Here is a 26,598-nt window from a genome sequence, read left to right on the forward strand (position 1 = left end):
CTTCAGCCAAAAAGGCATCGGACATCGAAGGAATGTAACATGTTAACATTAATCAGGACAGCTGACGTTTGATTGTTTCAATATTAAAAGCTTCAATAACGTCCCCTTCCTGTATTTCATTGAATTTTTCCATGGCCAGGCCGCACTCGTATCCCTGCAGCACTTCTTTAACATCGTCTTTAAAGCGCTTCAATGAATCAAGCTTGCCTTCATAAACAACGATTCCGTCACGCACAACCCTGACACCGGCGTCTCTTTCTATTTTACCCTCAACCACATAACAGCCGGCGATAGTACCAATCCTGGAAGCCTTAAAGACCTTGCGAATTTCAGCACGGCCGAGCATGACCTCGCGGTACTCCGGTTCAAGCAGGCCGCTCATGGCTGCCTTGACGTCCTCAATGGCGTCATAGATTACCCTGTACAGGCGTATATCCACTTTTTCATTTTCCGCCGCCTTCCTGGCGTTTACGTCAGGGCGTACGTTAAAACCGATGATAATGGCGTTGGAGGCGGATGCGAACATAACGTCTGTTTCTCTGATGGCGCCCACACCGCCATGAATAATATTGACCTTTACCTCACCCGTATTCAATCTTTCCAGCGCCTGGCGGAGAGCTTCCACGGAACCCTGGACATCGGCCTTGACGATAATTCCGAGTTCCTTGATCTGACCTTCCTGAATATGTTTGAACAGGTCTTCCAAAGACACCTTGTTGGTGGTCTTCAGTTCCTCGTCGCGCCTTCTGGTCTGTCGCCTGGAAGCAATGCTCCTGGCTAGTTTCTCATCCTCCGTGACAATGAATATGTCACCGGCGGCCGGTACTTCGGAAAAACCGATAACTTCAACCGGTGTAGACGGGCCCGCTTTCTTAATCCGGCGTCCCTTATCGTCCATCATGGCCCTCACCCGGCCCACTGCCGCTCCGGCAATAACGGTATCGCCGACATTCAGCGAGCCGTTCTGCACCAGGACCGACGCCACAGGGCCGCGGCCCTTATCAAGTTCGGCTTCTATAACGGTGCCTCTTGCCGGCCGGTTCACGTTTGCTTTCAGTTCACCCATTTCGGCAACCAGCAGGATCATCTCTAAAAGCTCTTTAATACCCTGTTTATTGACAGCCGAAACATTTACACAAATAGTATCCCCGCCCCACTCTTCAGATACCAGTCCATGTTCCGTCAGTTCCTGTTTAACTTTATCCGGGTTTGCGCCGGGTTTGTCGATCTTGTTGATGGCGACAATTATGGGGACCTTGGCATCCTTGGCATGGTTGATGGCTTCCACCGTTTGTGGCATCACACCGTCATCCGCGGCTACTACCAGGATAGCGATATCGGTTACCTGGGCGCCGCGCGCCCGCATCGCGGTGAAGGCCTCATGGCCCGGTGTGTCAATAAAGGTTATTTTTTTGCCGTTGTGCTCAACCTGGTAAGCCCCAATATGCTGAGTAATTCCGCCAGCCTCGGTGGCAATTACGTTGGTTTCCCGGATGGCGTCCAAAAGTGAAGTCTTGCCGTGGTCAACGTGTCCCATTACGGTTACCACACTGGCCCTGTGCTGCAGCAGTTCCGGATCGTCCTCAGGCTCCTGCATAAGCACTGCTTCCAGGTCCACAGGCAATTTTATCTCCACTTCATAACCGAACTCTCCGGCTAATATTGTAGCCGTGTCAGTGTCGATCTCCTGGTTTATTGTCGCCAGGACGCCCAGCTGGATCAGCTTCTTGATCAGTTCCGCGGGGCTCTTGTGGACCTTCAGCGCCAGTTCCTGTACTGTAACAGATTCGCCAAGTACAACAGGTTTTTTCTCAATTGGTTTAGCTGGTTTTTGGGCCTGCTCCTGTCCCCTGGAGGGCCCCTTTTTACGGTGCGCGCCCGCGCGGAGCCTTGCTTCAGCCTGGTCAGCGACCGAGCTGCGCTTTTCAAAGCGGCTCCTTGGTTCAGGCTTTTTATAACCCGGTTTGGGTTGTTTTTGCTTTTCCGCGGTTTTTGCCTTTTCCGCCGGCGTACGGCTCTTGTCGTCCGGCCTGGGGATTTGCGGACGCAGACCTTGCTGATCGGGCCTTGGCTTCATACCCTGGCCGGCATCGATACGGACCGGACGGTCCATCGGTTTAGGCCTGGCGCCCTGGGCGCCGGCAGGCCTCGGACCACGATCAACTCCCCGCTGCGGCGGCCTTGCCCCCGGAGCAGATGGCCCTTGCCCTGTCCTTAGAGGAGCGCCCTGCCTCTGGCCGGCAGGCCTGTCAAAAGGCCTGGCAGGCCCTGGGCCTGACGGTGTCCTGCTGTCGGCAGGTCTGCGGTCCTGACGGTGATAATCCTGCTGAGGCCTGTCGTGCTGAGGCCTGTCATGCTGAGGCCTCGCCTGCTGGGGCCTGTCAAAAAGCGGCTTATCAGGGCGTGACATATCACGCTGAGCCTGCTGTCTTTCCTGCTGCGGGAAGCGTTCCTGCTGATTCTTTTCGGCCTGGGCACGGTCTTGCTGAACATCAGCCCTGGGTTTAAAAAATTGATCGCTCCTGGGAGGGCTTTTGGGTCTCGGCGCGCCCGACGGTCTTTCCTGAAAGCGCCTGTCCGGCGGACGGGAGGGCACGCGGTCAACAATGCCGGGGCCGCGATAAGAATCAGACCTTGCCGGCTTATCTTCTCTTTTAGTCTCTCCCTTTAACTGTTTGTCACCACCGGGTACGAATTTTTGCGCATCCGGTGTTTTTTTCTTTTCAACCTGGGTCTCCTGGGGAGTTGCAGGTTTAACAGGCTGAGCTGCTGACGCAGTCTTACCAGTGGCGTCAGCCTTATCAGTCTTGGCTCCGTCTTTTTTGTAAATTTTGAGCAACCGCCCGATATCGCTGTCTTCCAGGGTGCTCATATGAGATTTGACGGTAACGCCCATGTCGTTTAACTTGTTGATAATTTCCTTGCTTTCTATGTTAAGTTCCTTGGCGAGTTCGTGTACACGTTTTTTTGCCATCCAATCACCTCCAAGATTTAGTATGCTTTTATTGGACATCTCCCCTTCCAGGGCGGTTTCGGAACCAATCACCAAAAGGCTTGCCTCATCCGTTCTTTACCAGCCCCTTTTTTAAATCTTCCACCAACTCCTGGCTTATGGTGCGCTGCAGCGCTTTGTCCAGCCGTTTGCCTTTCAGTGCTTTGGTGAGACACTCCAAACCCGGGCAGATGTATGCGCCGCGTCCGGATTTCTTTCCGGTGGGGTCTATTTCCACAGTATCATCAGGGGTGCGGACCACCCTGATCAGCTGTTTTTTGGGTTTCATCTCCTGGCATCCAACACACATGCGCTGGGGAGTTTTTTTTACTTTAGGCACTTAGACCTCTCCCTATTCATATTCATTTTCAAAAAGGTCGTTGTACTCGTCCGGATATATCTCTCTCATCTGGGACTCACTCTTAATATCTATCTTCCAGCCGGTTAATTTAGCCGCCAGACGGGCGTTTTGGCCTTCTTTCCCGATAGCCAGCGAAAGTTGATAGTCCGGCACAATCACTCGCGCCACTTTTTCTTCCTCCCAAATTTCCACCGCGACTACTTTAGCGGGACTCAGTGAGCTGGCCACAAACTTGGACGGATCTGTATTCCATTTTATTATATCTATCTTTTCACCGTTCAGTTCGTTTACTATATTCTGTACCCTGAGCCCTTTCGGACCGACGCAAGCGCCGACCGGGTCCACGTTATCGTCTTTGGAATAGACAGCTATTTTTGAACGGGCGCCCGCTTCCCTGGCAACCCCTTTGAGCTCGATTACACCGTCCAGCAGTTCCGGTACTTCCATCTCAAAAAGGCGTTTCAAAAGGCCGGGGTGGGTGCGTGAAACAAGGATCTGAGGCCCTTTGGTGGTTTTTCTGACTTCTATAATATATATCTTGATCCTGCCTCCCTGCCGGTAGTCCTCCCCCGGCATCTGTTCTGAGGGAGCAAGGATAGCCTCTGTTTTTCCCAGTTCTATATATACGTTTTTTTGCTCAATTCTCTGGACAACCCCTGTTACAATGTCGCCTTCCCGGTTTGAGAACTCTTCAAAAATTATGTCTCTTTCTGCCTCACGGATCCGTTGGACAACTACCTGCTTGGCTGTCTGCGCTGCGATGCGGCCGAAATTCCGGGGCGTGACTTCTGTTTCAACGATATCACCCAGTTCATAATTGGGGTTTATTCTTTGCGCCTCTTCCAGCGCTATTTCCTGCCGTTGATCTTCCACCTGATCTTTAACGGTTTGTTGAGTATATACCTTAAAATCCCCGGTCTCACGATCTATATGGACCCTGGCATTTTGCAGCGAGCCGAAGTTTCTCTTATAAGCGGACAATAACGCCGCTTCAATCGCTTCCAGCAGTATATCAACCGTTATACCCTTTTCCTTTTCTAAATCCTTAAGGGCTTCCAAAAAATCGATGTTCATCTTTTTCCCTCCCTGAACTCTTAAAATTCCGCTTTCAGCCGTGCCGACGCAACTTGCCTGAAAGGTATAACGAGTTCTTTGCCTTCTGAATGAAGAATGATATCATCATCGCGGACATCCGCGATCTGTCCGGTAATATTTTTTTTCCCGTCATATGGCACAAAAGTGGTTATGACAGCCATGCTTCCGGCAAAGCGGTTGAAATCAGACAATTTTTTCAGCGGCCTTTCGATCCCCGGTGATGAAACCTCGAGGTAGTAAGACTGCGGTATCGGATCCTTTTCATCTAATAGCCTGTCTATTTTTTGCGAAAGATACCCGCAATCTTCAATCCCTATGCCGCCGGGTTTGTCAATAAATATACGCAGGTACCAGCTGCCGCCTTCTTTAACAAATTCAACATCGACCAGTTCCATGCCGGATTCCTGCACCAGGGGTGTAATTAATTCCTCGACTATTTCTACAGTCTTTGTTTTGGCCAACTGTATAACCTCCATGGCAGACATGTTTTTAAAAACACATATTTATCTCCAACATAAGACGAAAGAGTGGGCGCCACCCACTCCTTAAAGAAGTAAAAATCTACCTTGCCGAAAACCAAAAATAGTATATCACAGAAGATAATTGTTGACAAGTGCAAATATAGCTCAGGTTCTGTGTTCGACCCTGTACACTCCCGGCAAGGTGGTAAGATAGTGCAGGATATCAATCATCTTTTTCTCAGGTGGTATTTTCATATATACTTCGAGCAGCACCCGCCCGGCTTCGTGCATTTTGCTGACTTCAATTTTATTAACTTCGCCTACCTGCTCTTCGAGATAAGCCCTGATTAACCTGACTTGTTCCGGCATGTCTGACACTACCATGCTGAGGAGGTCATACCTTCCCTTGCCGCGCACCAGGTCTTCAAAAGTGCCCAGCAGTACCAGGGTAAACAACACCAGCAGGGTTCCCAGGGCGGCCGGCAGGTAATAACCCGCGCCGCAGGCCAGGCCCACCGAGGCAACCACCCAAAGGCTGGCTGCTGTTGTGAGGCCGCGGATCAGCAGGCCTTCACGCATAATCGCCCCGGCCCCCAGAAAACCTATGCCGCTTACCACCTGGGCGGCGACCCTGGCGGCGTCACCTTTGAACTGGTAGTGCAGTCCCTCGGAGACTATCATGCAAACAGCTGCGCCGACAGCGACTAATATATGGGTCCGGAATCCGGCCGAGTATGTACGGTATCCCACCAGCAGCCTTTCCCGTTCCAGTCCAATGAAGCCGCCAAGTACCACAGACATAACCAGTCTTAAAACAACTTCACCCTCGTTCAGCACAGCAGCACCCCCAAGCCGAGGAATTTCATTTTTTATTTTGCAGCCCTTTTGTAATCTGGGCTGTCCACAGCTTGCGCCATTAGCCTTACGGCGTCACGCGCCGCGTTTGGTTTGCCGCGCGCCGCCGATGCGCGCGCCATTATTTCGATTTTTGCGGGATCCTTGAGGTAATCCTTTACCACTGAGGCCAGGTTTGCCGCGCTGACCCTGACGCCTGCGCCCGCGGCGGCCATAAATTCAGTATTCTTTTCCTCCTGGCCCGGCAGGGGATCCACAATTAATATCGGCAGTCCCAATGACATGGCCTCGGCACAGGCGAGCCCGCCGGCTTTTCCCACCATGATATCGGACGCTGCCATCAACACGTGGATGTAGTCGACAAAGCCATGGATCTGCACCCGGCACGCCATGTCCCGGGCCATATTGTCCAACTTCTCCCGCAGCGCGGCATTGGCGCCGGCCACACATATCAGCTGATACCCGCTGCCGCTCCCCAGTGTTTTAAACACAGAATCTATAGGCCCCATACCCAACCCGCCGCCCATGAGCAGGATTACCGGCAGGTCCGGCTCAAGGCCGATCTTTTTCCGCAGCAGGGCTTTATCATACCGGCCGGAAAATTGCGAGTGAATTGGTATCCCCGTCGCGTGCACGCGCCCGGGTTCTATTCCGAAATCCAGGCACTGCGGTATTAAGTCCTCGGAACCAACTATATAGTTGTCTACTTCAGGAAAAATGTAGAAGGAGTGGACGTCATAGTCGGTAATTATCGCGAACACCGGTCCCCGGAACACTCCTTTTTTCTTAAGGAATGAAACTATACCAAGGGGAAAGGCGTGGGTGCAGACTATAATCTCCGGTTTGAAATCTTTTATGTATTCCACCAGCCTGGGCGCGGCCGCGATGTTTATGATATGGCTGAAGCCGACCTTGCCTTTTCCCGACAGCGGCTTCCCGTGTTCAGCCTGGCGGTACAGGAATCCATACAGAAGAGGCGATTTTTTCAGCATTTCCATGTAAGCGCCGAGAACAACTTTGCCCAGAAATGGGCTGGCATAGCGGAAAGTGTCCAGGATTCTGATTTCCGCGCCGGGATAAAGCGATCCCGCCGCTTCCCTGAGCGCTTCCGCTGTACGCATATGGCCCGCCCCGACTGCCACGGATAATATCAGAACTTTATTCAGCCCCAAATCTTTGACAACCTCTTTCCAAGTATACATTTTCGAAGACTTTCCTAGGCCATTCTGATCGGGGACATATCTCCGACCCGCAAAGGAATGCCTATTAGAGAGATGTGTCCCCATTCCTCTGTCTGGTACCATGCTACGATACAAGTTGCAAGAAAAGTGTGTCAAGAGAACCGTCCCCTTGACACGCAAACAGAGGTGTGTCCCCATTCCTCTGTCATTGTATCAACCCAAACTATCAGTTTCGCAACATGGGTGTCACGTCTCAATTACAGTACCCTGAGCATCTCCAGCACAGTATGTTCCAGTTTATCCTCGGGTACCATAGATACTTCCCCGGTCCGGCGCGTCTTCACTTCAAATGTCTTTTCCGACACTGCTTTTGAACCCACGGTTATCCGCAGCGGGTAGCCGATCAGGTCGGCGTCTTTAAACTTGACTCCCGCCCGCTCGGCCCGGTCGTCCAGAAGCGCCTCCACGCCCGCGGCTGTCAGACGCTCATATATATTTTCGGCCAAAGCTGCCTGTTCAGCATCCTTGATGTTAACGGGTACGACCACTACGTGAAAAGGCGCGATAGCCGCTGGCCAGATGATTCCGTCCTGGTCGTTGTTCTGTTCGATGGCAGCCGCCATGGTCCTGGTGACGCCTATCCCGTAACAGCCCATTATTATTGGCTTGGACTTGCCGCTTTCATCGAGGTAAGTCGCCCCCAGTATCTTGCTGTATTTAGCGCCCAGTTTAAATATCTGGCCGACTTCGATACCCCTCGCTTCATTTAACTTCTGGCCGCAGCAGGGGCATGGTTCACCGGCCTCCACCATCCTGACATCAGTTAATATATCTATGGAAAAATCACGGCCGGGGTTGACGTTTATGTAGTGAAAATGGTCCCTGTTAGCCCCGGCGGCAGCATTGGCCATAGACGACACCTCAAGGTCCGCGATTATTTTTACTCCTTTTAAGCCAATCGGCCCGGAAAACCCTCTCGCTGCCCCGGTTACCTTTAAAATCGTGTTTTCTCCCGCCAGGTCCACCCTCAGGGATCCGAGCAAATTAAGCAATTTTATCTCGTTTACTTCACGGTCACCCCTGACGAGTACAGCGACTACTTCAGTGTCAGTCTCATAGAGCAGTGTTTTAATGATTTTTTGCGGGGGGATGCCAAGGGACCGTGTTACTTCTTCGACCGTGCGGCATTCCGGTGTTTCTTTTTCAGTAAGTTTGTCAAGGCCTTCTTTAGCTTTGTCCGGCGGATTTATCTGAGCCGCCCTCTCGACGTTGGCGGCATAATTGCACGTATCGCTTTCACAGAACAAAATTGAGGCCTCGCCGGATTCCGCCAGTACCATAAACTCCTGGCTCTCGTTGCCTCCAATGGCGCCCGAATCAGCTTCCACCGGGCGAAAACGCAGGCCGCAGCGCTGGAATACCCTGTTATACGCCTCATGCATTTTCATATAGCTCTCAGCAAGACCTTTTTCATCCCTGTCAAATGAATACAGGTCTTTCATGATAAATTCCCTGCCGCGCATCAGGCCGAACCGCGGACGTCTTTCATCCCTGTATTTATTCTGGACCTGGTAGAGTAAAAGCGGCAGCTGTTTATACGAACTGACTTCTCCCCGCACCAGCGTCGTTATTACTTCCTCGTGGGTGGGACCGAGGGCAAAATCCCGGTCATGCCTGTCTTTGAGGCGAAAGAGTTCCGGGCCGTATACATCCCACCGGCCGGATTCCTGCCAGAGTTCCGCCGGCTGCATTATAGGCATCAGCAACTCCTGGCCGCCCTGCCGGTCCATTTCCTCCCGTATAATCCGCTCTATCTTTTTAAGGACACGCATAGTCAGCGGCAGGTAGTTGTACACCCCGGCCGCCACTCTCCTGATAAAACCAGCACGCAGTAATAGCCGGTGGCTTACAACCTCCGCATCAGCCGGCGCCTCTCTCAGTGTAGGCGCTAATAACGCTGTCGCTCGCATGGAACTCCTCCTAATTATAATGTTTATAAATTATAGTGTATCGATCTCTTTCAACAGCTCTTCCACCAGACATTCTTCCGGCACCTTGCGCAGTATTTCCCCTTTGCGAAAAATAAGGCCGAAACCCTTTCCCCCGGCGATGCCGACATCGGCTTCCCGGGCCTCACCGGGCCCGTTTACCACACAGCCCATGACTGCTATTTTGAGCGGCTTGTCCACCCGCTGCAACTTATTTTCCACTTCTCCGGCAATCTTAATTAAATCTATCTCCGTCCGGCCGCAGGTCGGGCATGAGATAAGCTCCACTCCCCTGCTGCGCAGCCCCAGGGCCCTTAATATATCAAAGCCGGCTCTTACTTCGTGGCCCGGATGGCCGGTCAGGGAGACCCGGATGGTGTCGCCTATGCCCTCCGACAGGAGTATACCTATGCCTATAGCTGACTTAACGGTGCCATAACGCAGGGTACCGGACTCGGTAACGCCTATATGCAGGGGGTAATCCACTTTTTCAGACATCATGCGGTATGCTTCCAGCATAAGCGGTACATTAGAGGCCTTCAGGGATAATTTAATATTGGTAAAGTTTAAATCTTCAAGAATTTCGACATGGCGCATGGCGCTTTCAACCATGGCCGTAGCTGTAACCCCGCCGAATTTTGCCATAAGCTCTTTTTCTAAAGACCCGGCGTTCACGCCGATACGAATGGGGATACCATGACCCTGTGCCGCCCTTACGACTTCTTCCACCTTGTTCCTGCCGCCTATGTTGCCCGGGTTAATCCTCAGCCCGTCCACACCGGCCTTTATAGCTTCCAGAGCCAGGCGGTGGTCAAAATGAATATCGGCGACAAAGGGAATGCTGATGCCACTTAATATTGCGGGCAGAGCGGCCGCCGCCTCCGCGTCCGGCACCGCCGCGCGTATAATCTCGCAGCCGCTTTCAGCCAGCGCGTTGATTTGCTCAACAGTAGACACCGGGTCCCTGGTGTCTGACTTGGTCATGGACTGCACACTGACAGGGGCGCCGCCGCCGACCTGTACCCCGCCGACAAAAACCGCCCTCGTCTTTCGTCTGTTCATATAGTTCACCTACGTCAATCACTGGTTTACACAATCTGTTAGTGTAGAGCGGGATTTATCCCGCCAAAGATGTGCGGCTAAAGCCGCACCTACAACAACCACAAGTATCGCCAGGACGGCGTGCCATACCATCGGGGACATTAATTGAGTGGTGGGTCGTGAGACGTTGGACGTGAGGTTCATACATTCCTTTCAGGTCTTCAACCCTTAAGGTCTGTCTTGCATTCTCAAGTCTCACGTCTCATTTGGTGTGTCCCCATTCATATGTCATTGTATCAACCCAAAACAATCAGTTTCGCAACATAGGTGTTTCGGGGTCGGGTTCTTTTAACCCTTGAAAACGTCTTGCATTCTCACGTCACACGTCTCATTTCCCACGTCTCATTGTCCCGTTCCATTATCCATAGTAAAAATCTGCAGTATGTCATTGTACGTTATTATCACCATCAACAGCAGGAGCAGGCCGAACCCGACCAGGTGGATAAAGTTCTCCTTAACAGGGTCCACCGGGCGCCTCCTGATTTTCTCCCAAATTAGGAATAGAATACGGCTGCCGTCCAGGGCCGGTATGGGGAACAGGTTGAATAAGCCAAGGTTTATACTCAATATAGCTGCGAGCTTCAGCAGAATGACAAACCCGATCTGCGCCGCCTTGCCAATTTCACTGACCACCCGCACCGGACCGCCCAGCTCGGCCGGTGTCTGCCCGAATATCATCTTTGATATAAATTCCATAATTACCGCTGTGAACCTGCCGGTCCATTCTATTCCCAGCGAAACCGACTGCAAGAGGCCTACCTTGACATATTCCTCCGCCGGGTAAATTCCGATTAACCCGCGGCCGTCTTCAGCCTTTATTGTCGTCAGTTCAAACTGCAGTTCAGAGCCGTCCCTGAGTACGACAATTGAAATGTCTTTTTCAGGCCTTTCATTAATTAAGGTGACCAGGTCAGCCCATTTATCAACCGCTTTGCCGTCAACCGCCACAATCCTGTCGCCAGCGGCAAGGCCGGCAATCTGCGCGGGGTAACCGGGGTTAACGTCCCCGATCCCGGTCCCGCTTGACGCGACAGGCTCGCCTTGCGAGGCAAAAACCACGGCAAAAAGCAGCGCTGCCAAAAAGAAGTTCATAAACGGCCCCGCAAAAATAACAGCAATTCTCTGCCAGACGGTTTTCCTGTTAAAGCCCCTGTCCTGATCTTCTTCGGGCAGTTCTTCGTTCGGGTCCATCCCGGCCATGCGCACAAAACCGCCAAGGGGGAACAGGCGCAGGCTGTATGATGTTTCCCCCCGGGGGAGCGCTAACAGTTTGGGGCCAAAACCGAGACTGAACTCGTAAACTTTGATCCCTACCATTTTGGCCACTACAAAGTGACCGAACTCGTGGAATAGTATCAGTATTCCGAAGACAAAAACCGAAGCAATAAATGTTAACATTACAGCACCCCAAGCACTCTAAGTGAGATTTTTAATTATTTTCCCCGCTGTTTTCCTCGCCCAGAGGTCGGCTTCCATAATTTCTTCAAGGGAGGGTGTTGGCAGAGTATTGTGTTTTTGCATAACACCCGCAACAACGTCTGGAATGCCTTTAAATGACAGCGCTCCAATTAAAAATGAATTTACGGCTTCCTCGTTGGCAGCGTTCAGTACAGCAGGCATTGTGCCGCCGGTCCGCCCCGCCTCGAAAGCCAGGCGCAGAGAAGGAAACCTTTCCGTGTCCGGCGCCTCGAAGGTTAACCCTTTTAAGTCCGCCATTTTCAGCCTTGGCGCCGGCCCGTTTACACGTTCCGGATAAGTAAGGGCGTATTGTATGGGCAGGCGCATGTCCGGGGCCCCCATTTGAGCGATTATCGAGCCGTCTATATACTCGACAGCCGAGTGAATGATACTCTGCGGGTGAACCAGCACCTCTATCTGTGAATAGTTTACCCCAAACAGCCATTTAGCTTCAATTACTTCCAGACCCTTATTCATTAAAGTGGCTGAATCCACAGTCACTTTTTTGCCCATATTCCAGTTGGGGTGGCGCAGCGCCATCTCTACCGTCACGCCTTCCAGCTCCCTTGTGCTGAGCGCACGGAAAGGGCCGCCTGAGGCAGTGAGTATGATTTTTTCAACTTCGCCCGCATTATTTCCATGCAGGCACTGCCACAGGGCTGAATGCTCGCTGTCCACCGGGTAAATGCTGGTTTTTTTCTGTTCCGATAATTTCATAACCAGCTGCCCGGCCGCAACCAGCGTTTCCTTGTTCGCCAGGGCAATGTTTTTACCAGCCCGCAGGGCCGCGAAGGTTGGAAAAATGCCGGCCGACCCTGTCACAGCGACAACGACCAAATCAGCCTCGCCCAGTGAGGCCAGGGACTCCATGCCTTCCCTGCCCCAGCCCAGCGCGGGAATTTTCCCGGGGCTCAGCTCTTTTATCAGCAGGTCCAATTCCTTTTGCCCTGAGAGGGCTGCGTAAGATGGCTGAAACTCTTTTATCTGGTCAGCCAGAAGACGCCAGTTTTTGCCCGCGGCTAATCCTGTTACCACAAACCTGTCCGGCAGGTTCCTGATTACATCCAGCGTCTGCCGCCCGATAGAACCGGTGCTGCCAAGTATAACAATTCTTTTCATTACCTACTCCAATTTGTTAAAATACTCTTCAACCCTTAAGTTCTGTCTTGCACTCTAATGTATCACGTCTCAATTCTCACGTTTCAAATAATGTGTCCCCATTCCGCTGTCTGGTATCATCTAACGATATAAGGCTGCAGAAGAGGGCGCCGAAGATGTACGGCTAAAGCCTACCTGCAAGGGGTGGTCCCGTTCCATGGTAGGGCGGGTTTTAACCCGCGAATAATGTGCGGCTGAAGCCGCACCTACACCTCTCACGACTCACGTCCCACGTCCCATGTCTCACTTGGGCCTGGGCAGCAATATCCCCGCCTTGTAAAAAGACTGGACAGCTATTAATAAAATTGGGCCCATGATCAAACCTGCCAGGCCTAACGTCCACAGGCCGGCGTACATTGAGACCAGGGTTGCCAGCGGGTGCAGGCCGAGGTTGCTTGACACTATCTTTGTTTCCAGCACCTGCCTCACTATGAGGACTACCAGGTAAAGCACAGCCAGCTTTACCCCGAACACCGTAGCTCCTGTGGCAAAGGACCACAATAGCCAGGGCAGGTAAATTGTTGCCGGTCCCAGGACCGGGATCAGGTCAAAGACACCGATCAGCAATCCCATCAGCAGCGCGTAGTCCGCGCCTATCAAATACAGTCCCGTAACGCTCAAACATGTTGAAATCAGAATTAGTATGGCCTGCGCTTTCAAATATGCCATAAAGGCGGCTGCCACTTCCCTCGCCGCGATAATGATTTTCTCATCCCAGGGATCGGGAATTAACCGCTTTATAAAATCAATTATAATCTGCTTGTCACGGGCAATAAAATATGATGACAGCAGTATTACCAGCATTACCGCAAGTGTGCCCGGAACCATGGAAATAAATGACAGGAGGGAATTGGCGACCCCGGTGGCCACTCCCTGCAGGCTTGAAGCAAGGCTGTTTAAGCTTTGCTCAATTGACGAAGTGATGCCGGGAGGCAGTGTTACATAAAAAGCTGTCGTTTTTTCAACCAGGCCCTGGACATAATTTTTTATTTCAAGTGTCAGCGCCGGCACTGAAGCAGAAAGGTGGACCAATTCAGAAACAAGACGGATTATGACAGCGGTAACAATCACTCCAATGCCCCCGAACACTATTACCATAGTGGTCAGGGTAGCAAGGCCCCTGGACATTTTCACTCTTTGCAATATCTTAATCACCGGCTCCATGAACAGCCCGATAATTACAGCGATAATGAAAGGAACAAGGATCGGCAGGACATATTTTAAAAAAGCCATACCGGCCAGTATAGCCACAGCTGTATATATTATTACTAATAGCGGCCTCGGCATCAATGTCTCACCTCAACTTTTGATAAACAAGAGTACAAAGTAATAAACCAGCGGGGCGGTAAAAAGCGTGCTGTCAATACGGTCCAGAATACCGCCGTGGCCAGGTATCAAAGCGCTGGAGTCCTTTACCCCGGCCTGCCTCTTAAAAGCAGATTCCAGCAGGTCCCCCACCTGGGCCGCGGCCCCCAGGGACAAACCAAGCAGCAGCACTTTAGACATGGGGAGAAATGTATATATGTATGAAAAAACACCGGCTACCAGGATGCTTCCGATAAAACCGCCGACAGCCCCTTCAACTGTTTTTTTAGGGCTCAGAGCCGGTGCTATCCTCCTTCTGCCAAAAACCATCCCTACAAAATACGCGGCCGTGTCAGTAGCCCAGGTCGCGGTCAGGGTGAAGATAAGCCAGATCCAGCCATCGGGCATCATCCTCAAAAGGTAGAAATAATTCAGCAGCCCCACGTACAATGTCCCCATCATGGTGCCGGCGCTGTCGAGCAGCGAGTAGCGCGGGTATAACGCCACAGTGGCGAGGAGGTGCATAAACAGGATAATTGTTATAGTCGGGCCGGGATAGCCGGCTTTATAAAGATAAGAGCCGGCGGTCATGATTAACCCGCCTGCGACAGCCAGCCAAAGTGAGGGTTTTAACCCCAGTTTTGCCAGCATTTCATTCATTTCCCTGAGCCCCAGGACAATAATAAGCCCGGTCAGCAGTACTAAAGGAATACCCCCAAACCATACAGCTATAACAACCAGTGGAATGCCGACCAGGGCGCTTATGATCCTTTGCGTAAGCAAAAATTATTCACCAGCCCGTCAGGTTGTTCTGTTATTTTTTTTCAGGCCTCCGAATCGCCTTTCCCGGCTCTGGAAGTCTACTATGGCTCTCATTAAATGAACCCGGCGAAAATCAGGCCACAGCACGGGAGTAAGCCAGAACTCGGTGTACGCCAGCTGCCACAGCAAAAAGTTGCTTATCCTGAAGTCGCCTGACGGCCTGATCAGCAGGTCCGGGTCAGGCTGACCGGATGTGTAGAGGTATCCCGATATAGTATTGCCGTCAATTTGGTCAATTGATAGAATGCCTTTTTTAACATTTGACGCAATATTTCGCACCGCTTCAACAATTTCGGTGCGTCCGCCGTAATTTAATGCCAGGTTCAAAATAAGTCCTTCATTTGTCCTGCTGCGCTCAACAGCCATTTGCAGCGCTTTAATAACGCCGGCCGGCAGTTCGTCCAGTTTTCCGATTGGATTTAACTTTACGCCTTCCCGGCACAATTCGTCTATCTCTTTGTAAAGGTATTCCACCAGCAGGTCCATTAAGACATTAACTTCCTCCTGGGGGCGCTTCCAGTTTTCAGTTGAAAACGCGTAAACGGTTAAAACTTGTATTTTAAACTCGGAACAGGCCCTGACAATATCTCTTAAAGATTCCACACCGGCTTTGTGTCCAAAAAACCTTGGCAGCCCGCGGCTGTTTGCCCACCGCCCGTTGCCGTCCATGATAATGGCGATATGCCTGGGGACCCTGTTCCGGTCGATTTTCGCCAATAATTTTTCCAGATCTGCCCCGTCTAGATCTTTCGATTCTTTCTGACGCCACAGGCGGGCTATTCTGTTGTACATCCTTATTGACCACTCCCGGCTCTCAAAAAGTAACGAATAATGGCAGACTTAATAAAGTGCGCATAATCATCCCCATAGTAACAGGTTATATAAACAACCCCCTCTATGTGAGGGGGTTAAGTGATTACTCTTCAATGATAGCTCCTGTTGGACAAGCATCAACACAGGCTCCGCACTCCGCACATTTATCCTGATCGATTACATAGATGTCACCTTCTGAGATTGCCTCGCTGGGGCATGCCTCCAGGCAGGTGCCGCATGCCAAACATTCATCCGTAATTTTGTATGCCAAATTATCCACCTCCTCTCACTATATCTTCAAAAGCCACAGTTACCACCCCTTTATTTGTCGAGACCACATTAAAACGAACAACCCGGGGATTTTCTTCGGTTGTTGCTTTAACTGGTCGGGTGACCACAATTTCAATTTCATACCCCGACGACTCACATATTTGCAAGGCTTCTGCCAGGGGATATCCGATAATGTCCGGTAACTGGTCCATTGCTAAACCTGCATGATCTCCTGTTCTTTGGTGGATAAAATGCTGTCAATGTCTTTTATCATCCGGTCTGTCAGCTTCTGTACTTCATCCTGGTTCCGCTTCAGGTCGTCTTCAGATATTTTCCCGTCTTTCTGTGCCGCTTTCAGGTGATCGTTGGTGTCGCGGCGGACGTTCCTGACCGCCACCCGGCCTTCTTCAGCTTTTTTCTTGATCACTTTCATCAAATCAGCACGTCTTTCCTGGGTCAGCTGAGGGATAGCCAGCCTGATTACCGTGCCGTCACTGGCCGGTGTAATGCCTAGATCTGATTTCAATATCGCGCGTTCGATCTCGGGCATCGAGCTCTTGTCCCAGGGCTGGATAACCAGCAGCCTGGCCTCCGGCACCGTAATATTGGCAAGTTGGTTAATAGGTGTCGGAGTCCCGTAGTAATTCACCATTATTTTGTCAAGCAGTGCCGGCGTAGCCCTCCCGGCGCGCATTGAGGCAAATTCTTTTTTGACCACTTCTATAGTTTTTTTCATGTTGTTTTCTGCTTCTTTAATTATCTCTTTGACCAAAAGACTCACCTCCAATATATGTGCCTATTTTTTCCCCAAAAACCGCTCGTTTGATGTTGCCGTCAACATTCAAATCAAAAACAATGAGCGGTATTTTATTATCCATACACAATGAGGCCGCGGTTGAATCCATGATGCCCAGCCCGCGGTTAAGCATTTCTATATAAGTGAGGACTTCAAATTTTTTCGCGTCGGGGTTGATCATGGGATCAGAGTCGTAAACACCGTCTACCCTTTTAGCCATCAGGATAACCTGGGCTTCAATTTCCGCCGCCCGCAAGGCAGCTGTGGTGTCAGTCGAAAAGTAGGGGTTTCCGGTCCCTCCGGCAAATATGACCACCCTGCCCTTTTCCATGTGCCTGATGGCACGCCGCCTGATATAAGGCTCAGCTACCTCTTTCATTTCGATAGCGGTCTGGGTCCTGGTATTTACCCCGTGTTTCTGCAGGGCGTCGTGCAGGGCCAGGGAGTTCATAATAGTTGCCAGCATACCCATGTAATCCGCTGTAGCTCTGTCCATCCCCTTGGCGCTTCCGGCAACACCCCGCCAGATATTTCCCCCGCCGACCACTATGGCCATTTCGACCCCGTGGGCAACCACGTCCTTAATCTGCCTGGCAATAGCGTTTACAACATCAGGATCAATTCCAAACCCAAGGGAACCGGCCAGTGCCTCACCGCTTAACTTTAAAACGATGCGGCTGTATTTTGGAGATACCATAGCAGGCAATAACCTCCAGTTTCCCAAAATAGATTCTACAAACTATATTAAAACTCCTTTTGGAAAAATTTTATTTACATACATTTCGGGTAATTGCCTCTACCTCGGCAGCCAGGTCCGCCTGTTTCTTTTCAATCCCCTCGCCCAGTTCATACCTGGTGAAGCGCCGGACGCTTATGTTTTCACCGATTTTTGCTATTTTTTCTGTCAGCAGCTGCTGGACTGTGATATTTGTGTCTTTAATAAATGGCTGTTCCAGCAGGCACACATCTTTGTAATATTTCTCAATACGGCCGGCAACCATTTTATCTACGATTTTTTCCGGTTTGCCCTCGTTGAGAGCCTGGGCGCGAAGAATGTTTCTTTCTTTCTCCAGCATCTCCTCAGGCACTTCTTCCCTGCTTACATAGTCCGGTTTGGCTGCCGCGATCTGCATTGCAATATCTCTGGCCAACCCTCTGAACTCATCGGTTTTAGCCACGAAATCTGTTTCGCAGTTTACTTCAACAAGGACACCTATTTTCCCCACACCATGTATGTAAGATTCAATCAGGCCCTCGGCGGCTATCCTGCCCGCTTTTTTAGCCGCGGCGGCCAGGCCTTTCTCCCGCAGGTAGGTTGCGGCCTGTTCGAGATCTCCGCCTTTTTCGGCAAGTGCTTTCTTACAGTCCATCATTCCGGCCCCGGTACGTTCCCGGAGCTCTTTTACCAGGCTTGCAGATATAGACATTTATTAAACTTCCTCCCTTATGACAAATTAAACCTGTATATGATATTATAACCATATTTCCAAAAGAGATGTCCATAAAACTTTTTCAAATTAAAACTTTTTATTATAAACCGCTCATCACAGGGGAAAAACCCGCGCGGGCAGAAAAAAGGCAGGGGTTGCTCGGTATTTTATATATCCCCCGCCGTTTATCTATAATTTATTCAACAGTTTGCTCTCCCTGTTTACCTTCAAGAACGGCTTCTGCCATCTTGCTGGTCAACAGGCGGACAGCCCTTATAGCGTCATCGTTTCCTGGTATAACGTAGTCTATTTCGTCGGGGTCGCAGTTTGTATCTACAATGGCGACAATGGGAATGCCAAGTTTTCTGGCTTCGGCAACAGCGATTCGCTCTTTCCGGGGGTCTATCACAAACAACGCTCCCGGCAGGCGCCTCATTTCTTTTATGCCGCCCAGAAACTTTTGCAGTTTTTCCTTTTCGTGCATTAACTCCGCTACTTCCTTTTTGGGCAGGACCTCCATGGTTCCGTTGGTTTCCATCTTTTCTAATTCCTGAAGCCGGTCAATCCTGCGCCTTATGGTCTGGAAGTTGGTCAGCATGCCCCCCAGCCAGCGCTGGTTGACAAAAAACATGCTGCAGCGTTCAGCCTCTTCTCTGACCGCTTCCTGGGCCTGTTTTTTGGTGCCGACAAAAAGGATGGTTTCCCCTTCAAGAGAAAGCTGCTTAACAAAATTATAAGCTTCCTCGACCTTTTTTACTGTCTTCTGCAGGTCGATTATATAAATGCCGTTGCGATCGGTAAAAATATAGGGGGCCATTTTGGGATTCCAGCGGCGGGTTTGGTGTCCAAAATGAACTCCTGCTTCCAGGAGCTGTTTCATGGAAATTACAGCCACTTTATTACACCTCCTTCCCCCATCGGTTTTTCCTCCGCTGCTTTCATCTTCTGCAAGACCCCGGCGCGGGGCACCCTTGCACAAATCAAGCAGCGTGTGTATTTCACACCAATTGGTATTTTACCACATAGAAAATCCCGGTGCAAGCCGGGTTTTCAAAATTCGCAAATTTAGGCAGAACATTATAAAAAGGCGGGATGAACCCCGCCTTCCATAGTATCTATCAGTGCTGTTTGAGCCTTCCCAGCTCTTCCAGCAACCTGTCGTTAAGCACTCTGATATAAGTGCCTTTCATGCCGAGGGACTTGGATTCGATGACACCCGCGCTTTCAAACTTGCGCAGGGCGTTTACGATAACCGAGCGGGTGATGCCGACACGGTCCGCAATTTTGCTGGCCACCAAAAGCCCTTCATCGCCTTCCAGCTGTTCAAAGATATGCTGCACAGCGTCCAGCTCGGAATATGAAAGCGTGCCCAGGGCGACCTGTACCGCCGCCAGCTTGCGCGCGTCTTCCTCCATCTTGCCGGACCTGGCCCTGAGGATCTCCATCCCGACCACTGTAGCGCCGTATTCCGCAAGGATAAGGTCCTCATCGGTAAAATAATTTTCAAACCTGCCCAGGAACAAAGTCCCGAGCCTCGCACCTGCCCCTACAATCGGAATAATGGTGGTGACTTTATTATTATAGCGGCAGGGCTCATCCACAAAAAGACAAGCATTTTTGGTCTGGCAGAAGTTCGCATGGGTCTGCACTATTGTCATCAGGTTTTCATTATAGTCCTCAGGAAAACCTCCCCGTCCCTCAACAATATCCTTCATTATGTCGCAGGTCCAACCTTTTAGATATGAATACCCCAGTACTTTTCCGTTCCGGTCCAGGATATAGATACTGGCACCAATATTCTCGCTTAAAACATCTGCCACCTCATTAAAGTCCACAGTGGTGTTTCCGGCGGAATTTTGAAGTATCTTATTGATATCCCGGGTTTTTTCCAATAGTACTCTCATCCTGCCCCTTCTTCCCCTACAAAATATATCGGCTTAAATCTTGGTTTTTCACCAGATCGCCTAATTTTTCGACAACATAATTTTTATCTATATCTATATCTTTTACTGACAGTTCAGGTGCTTCGAAAGATATATCTTCAAGCAGTTTTTCTAGTATTGTGTGCAATCTTCGGGCACCTATGTTCTCTGTTTGTTCATTTACAGTATAAGCGATTTCAGCAATTTCTTCAAGAGAATTTTGTGAAAATTTAACCTGCACACCTTCTGCGGCAAGCAATTCAGTGTATTGCTTAACTATGGCGTTTCTCGGCTCTGTCAAAATTTGTTGAAAGTTTTCACGGGTAAGGCTTTCTAATTCGACTCTTATCGGGAAACGTCCCTGAAGTTCGGGAATCAGGTCTGAGGGTTTGGCGGTGTGGAAGGCCCCCGCGGCTATAAACAGCACGTGGTCTGTTTTGACCGGGCCGTACTTGGTCATGACGGTGGAACCCTCAACAATGGGCAGGATATCCCGCTGCACCCCGCCCCTGGACACATCAGGCCCGTATCCTTCCCGCCCGGCAATTTTATCAATCTCATCAAGAAATATAATCCCGTCCTCTTCGGCCCGCTTAACCGCCGCGGTGGTTACCTCGTCCATGTCGATAAGTTTCTGCGCTTCCTGCTGGATTAGAATTTTACGGCCTTCCTGCACAGATACCTTGCGCCGCCGTTTTTTCTTGGGCAGAAATCCGCCCAGCATATCCTGGATATTGACACCCATTTCCTCCATGCCGGAACCGGTAAATACTTCCAGCATAGGAGGCTTGTTATCCTCGACCTCTATTTCAATAAATTCGTTCTCCAGCTCACCCCTGGCCAATTTTTCAGTCAGTATGTCACGCTCAAACTGGATCCTTTTTAGCCGCTGCTCCTGGGTCTTGTCAACGGTCTCCACAGGTTTATTAGTTCCGAAGAGAAATTCCAGCGGATTGCGGGTGGGTGACTCCTGGACCGGGTAAGGCGCCAGCAGCTCCACAATCCTTTCATTGGCCTGCCGCTCAGCCCTGTCCTGGACCATGTCCAGTTTCTCCTGCTTGACCATCCGTATCGCGGTTTCAACCAGGTCCCTGACCATGCTTTCCACGTCCCTGCCCACATAGCCTACTTCGGTAAACTTCGTGGCTTCCACTTTGATAAACGGCGCTTTGACCAACCTGGCCAGGCGGCGGGCAATCTCCGTTTTGCCCACCCCGGTGGGCCCGATCATGAGTATGTTTTTTGGTATTACCTCGTCCTTAAAATCCTCCGGCAGCAGCTTGCGACGGTAGCGGTTGCGCAGTGCTACCGCCACCGCCTTTTTTGCCTGGCGCTGGCCTACAATATATTTATCAAGTTCCTCGACTATCCGGCGCGGTGTAAAATCCTTCAATTGATTGTCCTCCATTTATATTTCTTCCACTATTATATTCTCATTGGTATAAATGCATATATCGGCGGCAATGGAAAGGGCCTCGCGCGCAATGTCGCACGCCGCCATGGGAGTATGCTTGACCAGCGCCCGCGCGGCAGCCAGGGCGTAAGACCCCCCGGAGCCGATGGCGGCCAGCCCGTCGTCCGGCTCTATCACCTCGCCGCCGCCGGATATAATCAGTAGATCGTCAGCGTTGGCGACTATTAACAGCGCCTCCAGCCTTCTCAGTACCCTGTCGGTCCGCCAGTCCTTGGCCAGCTCGACTGCCGCCCGCTGCAGGTTGCCGTGGAATTCCTCCAGCTTGCCCTCAAACTTTTCAAACAGCGTAAAGGCGTCAGCCACCGAGCCGGCAAATCCGGCGACCACCTTGTCTTTATAAAGGCGCCTGATTTTCCTGGCCCCTTTTTTAATAACGGTATTCTGTCCAAAGGTCACCTGGCCGTCACCCGCGAGGGCAACCTTGCCGTCTCTTTTGACTGCGACTATGGTTGTGGCGTGGAACATAACATTCTCCCTTCAGTTTATATTGCACCCCGGCGTCCGCCCGCGCCAGTTATATAATGAAACAAAGATGACGTCCCCCTGTTTCCCCTTAAGTGTCCTCCTGTTCCTCAGCCCTCGGGTGGGCCTTGCGGTAAACCTGCTTGAGCCTTTCACCGGTTACGTGTGTGTAGACCTGTGTACTGGACAGGCGGGAGTGGCCCAGAAGTTCCTGCACTGAGCGCAGGTCGGCTCCCGCGTTCAGAAGGTGTGTGGCAAATGAATGGCGCAGGGTGTGCGGGCTGATTTTCCTCTCCAGGTTTGCCTTCTCGGCATATTTGTTCAGTATTTTGCGGATGCCCCGCGCGGTGAGCCTTTCGCCCCAGCGGTTGAGAAAAACCGCGTTATTTATTTTCTTTTCAGACGCGTTGGCCAGGATCCTGGGCCGGGCGCCGGCCAGGTAGCCGCGCAGCGCCTTGACGGCCTGCGAGCCAAGCGGGACAAGCCTTTCCCGGGCCCTTTTGCCCATCACCCGCACATACCCGGCGCTCAGGTCCAGGTCCCACAGGTCAAGCGTCACCAACTCGTTAATCCTCAGTCCTCCCGCGTATAATAACTCCAAAAGGGCCCGGTCGCGGATGCCGAGCGGGTGTTTCAAGTCCGGCGCCTCCACCAGGACAGCCGCCTCCCCTTCATATAAAAAGCGCGGCAGCCGCTTTTCCAGCTTGGGGCTCAGGACTCTGGAAAGATAATTTTCCTCGATTACTTTTTCTCTCAGCAGGTACTTATAAAAAGATCGCCAGGCTGCCAGCCGCCTGGCCACAGTGGTGCGGGCCAGGCCCTGCCCGCGCAGGTGGGCCAGGTAGTGACGAAATACCAGGTGATCAATTTCTTGCGGCGTAACGGCGCTGTCTTCTTTTTTCAGGACAGAAGAGAAAAAGTCCAGCCCGTTGAAGAGGTCCTTCTGGTAGCTTTCCACAGTCCTGGGAGAAGCGTTTTTTTCCACCTTGAGATATATTAAAAAATTGTCAATATGGCTGTACATTTAACCTCACCAGTATTCACAACGGCTCTGGCAAAAATTTATAGTGAGCCGCAGTATGCAATCGACTTCAGAGCAATCCCGGCTATTAACCGGCAGCGTTCTTTCTTGTCGTCAAATTTTACGCCGGGAGAGGGGAATAGCCCAAAATTTATATTCATCGGCTGAAAACGTCCGGGATCGGCGGTGGTTATATAATGTGCGAGGGCACCGTGGGCAGTTTCCCGGGGAAATATAAAGGGTTCCTTTCCCTGTGCGAGCCGGGCGGCGTTAATACCCGCCACCAGCCCCGAAGACGCCGACTCCACATAACCCTCCACCCCCGTGATCTGGCCGGCGAAAAAAAGGCCGGGCCGGTTTTTGCTCTGGTAAGTAGACTCCAGCAGCACCGGGGAGTTTATGTAGGTATTCCTGTGCATGACACCGAAACGCACAAACTCCGCTTTCTCCAGGCCGGGGATAAGGCGGAAAACCTTTTGCTGCTCGCTCCATTTCAAACTGGTCTGAAAACCCACCAGGTTGAACATCGTGCCCTCGTTGTTTTCCTGTCTCAACTGCACTACAGCAAAGGAGCCCTTGCCCGTGCGGGGATCGGTCAGCCCTACAGGTTTCAGGGGACCATAGCGGAGCGTGTCCCTGCCGCGGGCGGCGAGGGCCTCCACAGGCATGCACCCCTCAAAATGCACTTCACGCTCAAAATCCTTTCTGGGCGCCTTTTCAGCCTTTACCAGGGCGTCCCAGAAGGTAATATACTCCTCCCTGGTAAACGGGCAGTTCAGGTAGGCGCTTTCTCCTTTCCCATAACGGGAATAGCGGAAAACCCTGTCCATATTAATTGATTCAGCTGTGACAATGGGCGCCACAGCGTCGTAAAAGTAAAGGTATTCGCTCCCGGTAAAGCTTCTTACGGCTTCGCCCAGGGCGTCTGAAGTCAGCGGTCCCGTCGCCAGTATTACCACGTCATCTTCAGGTATTTCATTTATCTCGCGCCGGACAACCTCGACCAGGGGGTGATGTGAAAGCATTTCGGTCACGCGCCGGGCGAAGATGTTCCTGTCAACAGCCAGGGCGCCGCCCGCAGGCACTCTTGCCTCATCAGCGCAGTTTATGATCAGGGAATCCAGGCGCCTCATTTCTTCCTTGAGCAGTCCCACCGCGTTTTCCAGCGCGGCTGACCTGAGAGAATTGCTGCAGACCAGTTCGGCAAAGTCCCCGCTCCGGTGCGCGGGCGTTTGTTTTTCAGGCCGCATCTCGTAAAGCCTGACTTTAACACCCCTTTTTATGATCTGCCAGGCAGCCTCCGCCCCGGCCAGGCCGGCCCCGACTACGGTGACCGCAGCGGGCTGCGAGAGGCCGGGCACGATATTTTCAGGTTTTTCACTGGGGCCTGTAAGCCCCCCCGGTCTTTCATCCATCCTGTGTCCTTGATTCACCTTCCAGGTTCACGTTTGCATCTGCCTTTGCCGTTTTCGCAGTTTTCCTGCGGGGTGTTTTCTTTTCAGCTGAAGATTTGCCGCCGCATTCTTTATTTACACAAAGGAGGTAGCTGCTTTTGCCGTTTTTCTTCTTTTCCACCATCAAATCGCCGCAGTTGGGACACTTGACATTTGAAGGCTGGTCCCAGGTCACAAAATCACATTCCGGGAAGCGGCTGCATCCGAAAAACTTCCTGCCTTTCTTGCTGCGGCGGGCTACCAGCTCGCCTTCACAGCGCGGGCAGTTTACCCCAATCGGCTCCAACAGCGGCTTCGTGTTGCGGCATTCCGGAAAACCGGGGCAGGCCAGGAACTTGCCAAAACGGCCTATCTTAATTACCAGGTTGCGGCCGCACTGATCGCAGATCTCCTCGGTCACTTCGTCAGCAACCTTGACATGCCCGATTTCCTCCTCGGCCTTTTCCAGGGTGCGGCTGAAGGGCTGGTAAAAGTTATCGAGGACCTGGACCCAGTCCTGCTCCCCTTCTTCAATTTTATCCAGCTTTTCCTCCATGCCGGCGGTAAATTCAACATCGATAATATCATGAAAGTGGTTTTTCAGCATGGCAACAACGATATCGCCCAGTTCAGTCGGGTAAAACTGCTTGCTTTCCCTGACCACATAAGCCCTTTTGATGATCGTCTCGATAATGGGCGCGTATGTGCTAGGCCGGCCAATACCCTTTTCTTCCAGCATCTTTACCAGCGTCGCCTCCGTGTAACGGGGCGGCGGCTGTGTGAAGTTCTGTTTCGGGGTCAGCGAGCGGGCTTCCACTTCCTCGCCTTCCTTTAATTCCGGCAGCAGCCCTTCCTCATCCTTCTCGCCGTTGTCCCGGCTTTCAGTATATACTTTCATAAATCCCGCAAAGACAATGATCGAGCCGGTGGCGCGAAAGCTGTACAAACCGGCGCCAATATCAACACTGGTGGTGTCAAATACGGCCTGGCTCATCTGGCTGGCCAGGAAGCGGGACCAGATCAGTTTGTAGAGCTTGTACTGGTCATTGGTCAGGTAACCTTTTATCTGGTCGGGTTCCCTTAGCACTGAAGTCGGCCGGATAGCTTCATGGGCGTCCTGGATCTTGCCCTTGCCCCCCGCTGGTGCGGTCTCCCTGCCGACATACTGGGCGCCAAAACGCTCTGTAATATATTTTTGGGCCTCTTCCCTGGCAGATGCGGATACCCGCGTTGAATCTGTACGGATATATGTTACCAGGCCGGAAGTCCCTTCCTTGCCCAGATCAAGGCCTTCGTACAGCTGCTGCGCCACCATCATCGTTTTCCTGGCGGTAAAATTCAGCTTGCGGTAGGCTTCCTGCTGGAGAGTGCTGGTTGTAAAAGGCGGCGCGGGCCTGCGTGTCTTCTCTTTGCGGACGACCTTGGACACCATATAATGAGTGCCCTTGAGCTTATCCAGGACTTCCCGCATCTCTTTTTCACTTTTTATGGCAATATTTTTATTTTTATATTTTAAAAGCCTGCCTTCGAAAGGCGCCCTACCGGTCTTGACAAACATACCGGTCAAGGTCCAGTATTCTTCCGGTTCAAAAGCCTGGATTTCCGCTTCTCGGTCGCATATGAGGCGCACGGCTACCGACTGCACCCGCCCGGCGCTAAGTCCTTTTTTTATCTTGCGCCAGAGAAGCGGGCTCAAGTTGTAGCCCACCAGGCGGTCCAGGATACGGCGGGCCTGCTGGGCGTTGACCCGGTTATAATCAATGCGCCGTGGGTGTCGCGCGGCATTTTGAATGGCCTGCTTGGTGATCTCGTTGAACTCGATGCGGCACGGCTTCTCACCGGGGATCTCCAGGAGGTTCTGCAGGTGCCAGGCGATCGCCTCTCCCTCGCGGTCGGGGTCGGATGCGATCAGCACCTGGTCGGCTTTTTTAACCGCTGTTCTCAGATCCTTGATGGTGTCACCTTTACCGCGTATAGTAATATATTTTGGCTCAAAGCCTTCTTTAACATTAACGCCGAACTGGCTTTTCGGCAGATCACGGACGTGCCCCATGGAGGCCTTGACAACATATTTTTTCCCAAGAAACTTGCCGATAGTTTTTGCTTTGGCCGGTGACTCCACAATAACCAGTATTCTAGACAATAAAACACCTCATTATTACTCCGTTTTAAATTGCCATTTATTATAGCAACTTTTTTT

25 protein-coding genes are annotated in these 26,598 nt (G+C 51.5%); all 25 read right to left on the bottom strand.

Annotation, left to right across the window (positions count from 1 at the left end; genetic code table 11):
* Positions 1-52: 52 nt before the first annotated feature.
* On the bottom strand, positions 53-2,974 hold the full coding sequence (infB, locus tag ACOBQJ_RS01660) for a translation initiation factor IF-2 (protein WP_421069966.1): 2,922 nt from the start codon (positions 2,972-2,974) through the stop codon (positions 53-55).
* Between the two features lie 85 nt (positions 2,975-3,059).
* Positions 3,060-3,332: an RNase P modulator RnpM gene (rnpM, locus tag ACOBQJ_RS01665; protein ID WP_421069967.1), complete on the bottom strand. Its 273-nt coding sequence runs from the start codon at positions 3,330-3,332 to the stop codon at positions 3,060-3,062.
* A 12-nt stretch (positions 3,333-3,344) separates the two neighbouring features.
* Positions 3,345-4,427 (bottom strand): transcription termination factor NusA, encoded by a 1,083-nt coding sequence (gene nusA, locus ACOBQJ_RS01670; protein WP_421069968.1) that lies wholly within the window; start codon positions 4,425-4,427, stop codon positions 3,345-3,347.
* A gap of 20 nt (positions 4,428-4,447) precedes the next feature.
* Positions 4,448-4,909 carry a ribosome maturation factor RimP gene (gene rimP, locus ACOBQJ_RS01675; protein ID WP_421069969.1) on the bottom strand — a complete coding sequence of 154 codons (462 nt, stop codon included), beginning with the start codon at positions 4,907-4,909 and terminating at the stop codon, positions 4,448-4,450.
* Positions 4,910-5,074: 165 nt separating this feature from the next.
* Positions 5,075-5,746, bottom strand: coding sequence for an MgtC/SapB family protein (locus ACOBQJ_RS01680; RefSeq protein WP_421069970.1), 672 nt, complete (start codon positions 5,744-5,746; stop codon positions 5,075-5,077).
* A gap of 32 nt (positions 5,747-5,778) precedes the next feature.
* The gene (locus ACOBQJ_RS01685; RefSeq protein ID WP_421069971.1) at positions 5,779-6,966 is read right to left on the bottom strand and encodes an MGDG synthase family glycosyltransferase; all 1,188 of its coding nucleotides are present in this window, start codon (positions 6,964-6,966) and stop codon (positions 5,779-5,781) included.
* Positions 6,967-7,202: 236 nt separating this feature from the next.
* Entirely contained in the window at positions 7,203-8,915 is a 1,713-nt protein-coding gene (locus ACOBQJ_RS01690; RefSeq protein WP_421069972.1) for a proline--tRNA ligase, read from the bottom strand.
* A gap of 30 nt (positions 8,916-8,945) precedes the next feature.
* The gene (gene ispG, locus ACOBQJ_RS01695; RefSeq protein WP_421069973.1) at positions 8,946-9,995 is read right to left on the bottom strand and encodes a flavodoxin-dependent (E)-4-hydroxy-3-methylbut-2-enyl-diphosphate synthase; all 1,050 of its coding nucleotides are present in this window, start codon (positions 9,993-9,995) and stop codon (positions 8,946-8,948) included.
* A gap of 381 nt (positions 9,996-10,376) precedes the next feature.
* Positions 10,377-11,432 (bottom strand): RIP metalloprotease RseP, encoded by a 1,056-nt coding sequence (gene rseP / locus ACOBQJ_RS01700; protein WP_421069974.1) that lies wholly within the window; start codon positions 11,430-11,432, stop codon positions 10,377-10,379.
* 18 nt (positions 11,433-11,450) lie between these two features.
* Complete coding sequence (locus ACOBQJ_RS01705; protein ID WP_421069975.1) at positions 11,451-12,611, bottom strand: 1-deoxy-D-xylulose-5-phosphate reductoisomerase; 1,161 nt, start codon at positions 12,609-12,611, stop codon at positions 11,451-11,453.
* A 282-nt stretch (positions 12,612-12,893) separates the two neighbouring features.
* Positions 12,894-13,937 (bottom strand): sporulation integral membrane protein YtvI, encoded by a 1,044-nt coding sequence (ytvI, locus tag ACOBQJ_RS01710; protein ID WP_421069976.1) that lies wholly within the window; start codon positions 13,935-13,937, stop codon positions 12,894-12,896.
* A gap of 12 nt (positions 13,938-13,949) precedes the next feature.
* Positions 13,950-14,738, bottom strand: coding sequence for a phosphatidate cytidylyltransferase (locus ACOBQJ_RS01715; RefSeq protein ID WP_421069977.1), 789 nt, complete (start codon positions 14,736-14,738; stop codon positions 13,950-13,952).
* 18 nt (positions 14,739-14,756) lie between these two features.
* Entirely contained in the window at positions 14,757-15,569 is an 813-nt protein-coding gene (locus tag ACOBQJ_RS01720; protein ID WP_421069978.1) for an isoprenyl transferase, read from the bottom strand.
* 124 nt (positions 15,570-15,693) lie between these two features.
* The gene (locus ACOBQJ_RS01725; RefSeq protein ID WP_421069979.1) at positions 15,694-15,861 is read right to left on the bottom strand and encodes a DUF362 domain-containing protein; all 168 of its coding nucleotides are present in this window, start codon (positions 15,859-15,861) and stop codon (positions 15,694-15,696) included.
* Position 15,862: 1 nt separating this feature from the next.
* Entirely contained in the window at positions 15,863-16,072 is a 210-nt protein-coding gene (locus ACOBQJ_RS01730) for a hypothetical protein (RefSeq protein ID WP_421069980.1), read from the bottom strand.
* Between the two features lie 2 nt (positions 16,073-16,074).
* Positions 16,075-16,632 (bottom strand): ribosome recycling factor, encoded by a 558-nt coding sequence (gene frr / locus ACOBQJ_RS01735; RefSeq protein WP_421069981.1) that lies wholly within the window; start codon positions 16,630-16,632, stop codon positions 16,075-16,077.
* Positions 16,613-17,353 carry a UMP kinase gene (pyrH, locus tag ACOBQJ_RS01740; protein WP_421069982.1) on the bottom strand — a complete coding sequence of 247 codons (741 nt, stop codon included), beginning with the start codon at positions 17,351-17,353 and terminating at the stop codon, positions 16,613-16,615. Before pyrH ends, frr begins: the two co-directional genes overlap by 20 nt.
* A gap of 70 nt (positions 17,354-17,423) precedes the next feature.
* Complete coding sequence (tsf, locus tag ACOBQJ_RS01745) at positions 17,424-18,083, bottom strand: translation elongation factor Ts (protein WP_421069983.1); 660 nt, start codon at positions 18,081-18,083, stop codon at positions 17,424-17,426.
* 199 nt (positions 18,084-18,282) lie between these two features.
* On the bottom strand, positions 18,283-18,981 hold the full coding sequence (gene rpsB, locus ACOBQJ_RS01750; RefSeq protein ID WP_421069984.1) for a 30S ribosomal protein S2: 699 nt from the start codon (positions 18,979-18,981) through the stop codon (positions 18,283-18,285).
* 223 nt (positions 18,982-19,204) lie between these two features.
* Positions 19,205-19,990 carry a GTP-sensing pleiotropic transcriptional regulator CodY gene (codY, locus tag ACOBQJ_RS01755; protein ID WP_421069985.1) on the bottom strand — a complete coding sequence of 262 codons (786 nt, stop codon included), beginning with the start codon at positions 19,988-19,990 and terminating at the stop codon, positions 19,205-19,207.
* A gap of 16 nt (positions 19,991-20,006) precedes the next feature.
* Positions 20,007-21,401 (bottom strand): ATP-dependent protease ATPase subunit HslU, encoded by a 1,395-nt coding sequence (gene hslU, locus ACOBQJ_RS01760; protein WP_421069986.1) that lies wholly within the window; start codon positions 21,399-21,401, stop codon positions 20,007-20,009.
* 15 nt (positions 21,402-21,416) lie between these two features.
* Positions 21,417-21,947: an ATP-dependent protease subunit HslV gene (gene hslV / locus ACOBQJ_RS01765; protein ID WP_421069987.1), complete on the bottom strand. Its 531-nt coding sequence runs from the start codon at positions 21,945-21,947 to the stop codon at positions 21,417-21,419.
* Between the two features lie 88 nt (positions 21,948-22,035).
* On the bottom strand, positions 22,036-22,968 hold the full coding sequence (gene xerC, locus ACOBQJ_RS01770) for a tyrosine recombinase XerC (protein WP_421069988.1): 933 nt from the start codon (positions 22,966-22,968) through the stop codon (positions 22,036-22,038).
* A 38-nt stretch (positions 22,969-23,006) separates the two neighbouring features.
* Entirely contained in the window at positions 23,007-24,380 is a 1,374-nt protein-coding gene (gene trmFO, locus ACOBQJ_RS01775) for an FADH(2)-oxidizing methylenetetrahydrofolate--tRNA-(uracil(54)-C(5))-methyltransferase TrmFO (RefSeq protein WP_421069989.1), read from the bottom strand.
* Positions 24,373-26,541, bottom strand: a complete 2,169-nt coding sequence (topA, locus tag ACOBQJ_RS01780; protein ID WP_421069990.1) for a type I DNA topoisomerase — start codon at positions 26,539-26,541, stop codon at positions 24,373-24,375. Before topA ends, trmFO begins: the two co-directional genes overlap by 8 nt.
* Between the last annotated feature and the right edge of the window lie 57 nt (positions 26,542-26,598).

The organism is Pelotomaculum propionicicum (assembly GCF_048984525.1).
Taxonomy (GTDB): Bacteria; Bacillota; Desulfotomaculia; order Desulfotomaculales; family Pelotomaculaceae; genus Syntrophopropionicum; species Syntrophopropionicum propionicicum_A.

Coding starts and splice junctions, on each gene's coding strand:
- infB (WP_421069966.1), bottom strand. CDS start 2,974: ATGGCAAAAAAACGTGTACACGAACTCGCCAAGGAACTTAACATAGAA.
- nusA (WP_421069968.1), bottom strand. CDS start 4,427: ATGAACATCGATTTTTTGGAAGCCCTTAAGGATTTAGAAAAGGAAAAG.
- ACOBQJ_RS01685 (WP_421069971.1), bottom strand. CDS start 6,966: ATGTATACTTGGAAAGAGGTTGTCAAAGATTTGGGGCTGAATAAAGTT.
- ACOBQJ_RS01690 (WP_421069972.1), bottom strand. CDS start 8,915: ATGCGAGCGACAGCGTTATTAGCGCCTACACTGAGAGAGGCGCCGGCT.
- ispG (WP_421069973.1), bottom strand. CDS start 9,995: ATGAACAGACGAAAGACGAGGGCGGTTTTTGTCGGCGGGGTACAGGTC.
- rseP (WP_421069974.1), bottom strand. CDS start 11,432: ATGTTAACATTTATTGCTTCGGTTTTTGTCTTCGGAATACTGATACTA.
- ACOBQJ_RS01705 (WP_421069975.1), bottom strand. CDS start 12,611: ATGAAAAGAATTGTTATACTTGGCAGCACCGGTTCTATCGGGCGGCAG.
- ytvI (WP_421069976.1), bottom strand. CDS start 13,937: ATGCCGAGGCCGCTATTAGTAATAATATATACAGCTGTGGCTATACTG.
- ACOBQJ_RS01720 (WP_421069978.1), bottom strand. CDS start 15,569: ATGTACAACAGAATAGCCCGCCTGTGGCGTCAGAAAGAATCGAAAGAT.
- ACOBQJ_RS01730 (WP_421069980.1), bottom strand. CDS start 16,072: ATGGACCAGTTACCGGACATTATCGGATATCCCCTGGCAGAAGCCTTG.
- pyrH (WP_421069982.1), bottom strand. CDS start 17,353: ATGGTATCTCCAAAATACAGCCGCATCGTTTTAAAGTTAAGCGGTGAG.
- tsf (WP_421069983.1), bottom strand. CDS start 18,083: ATGTCTATATCTGCAAGCCTGGTAAAAGAGCTCCGGGAACGTACCGGG.
- codY (WP_421069985.1), bottom strand. CDS start 19,990: ATGAGAGTACTATTGGAAAAAACCCGGGATATCAATAAGATACTTCAA.
- hslV (WP_421069987.1), bottom strand. CDS start 21,947: ATGTTCCACGCCACAACCATAGTCGCAGTCAAAAGAGACGGCAAGGTT.
- xerC (WP_421069988.1), bottom strand. CDS start 22,968: ATGTACAGCCATATTGACAATTTTTTAATATATCTCAAGGTGGAAAAA.
- trmFO (WP_421069989.1), bottom strand. CDS start 24,380: ATGGATGAAAGACCGGGGGGGCTTACAGGCCCCAGTGAAAAACCTGAA.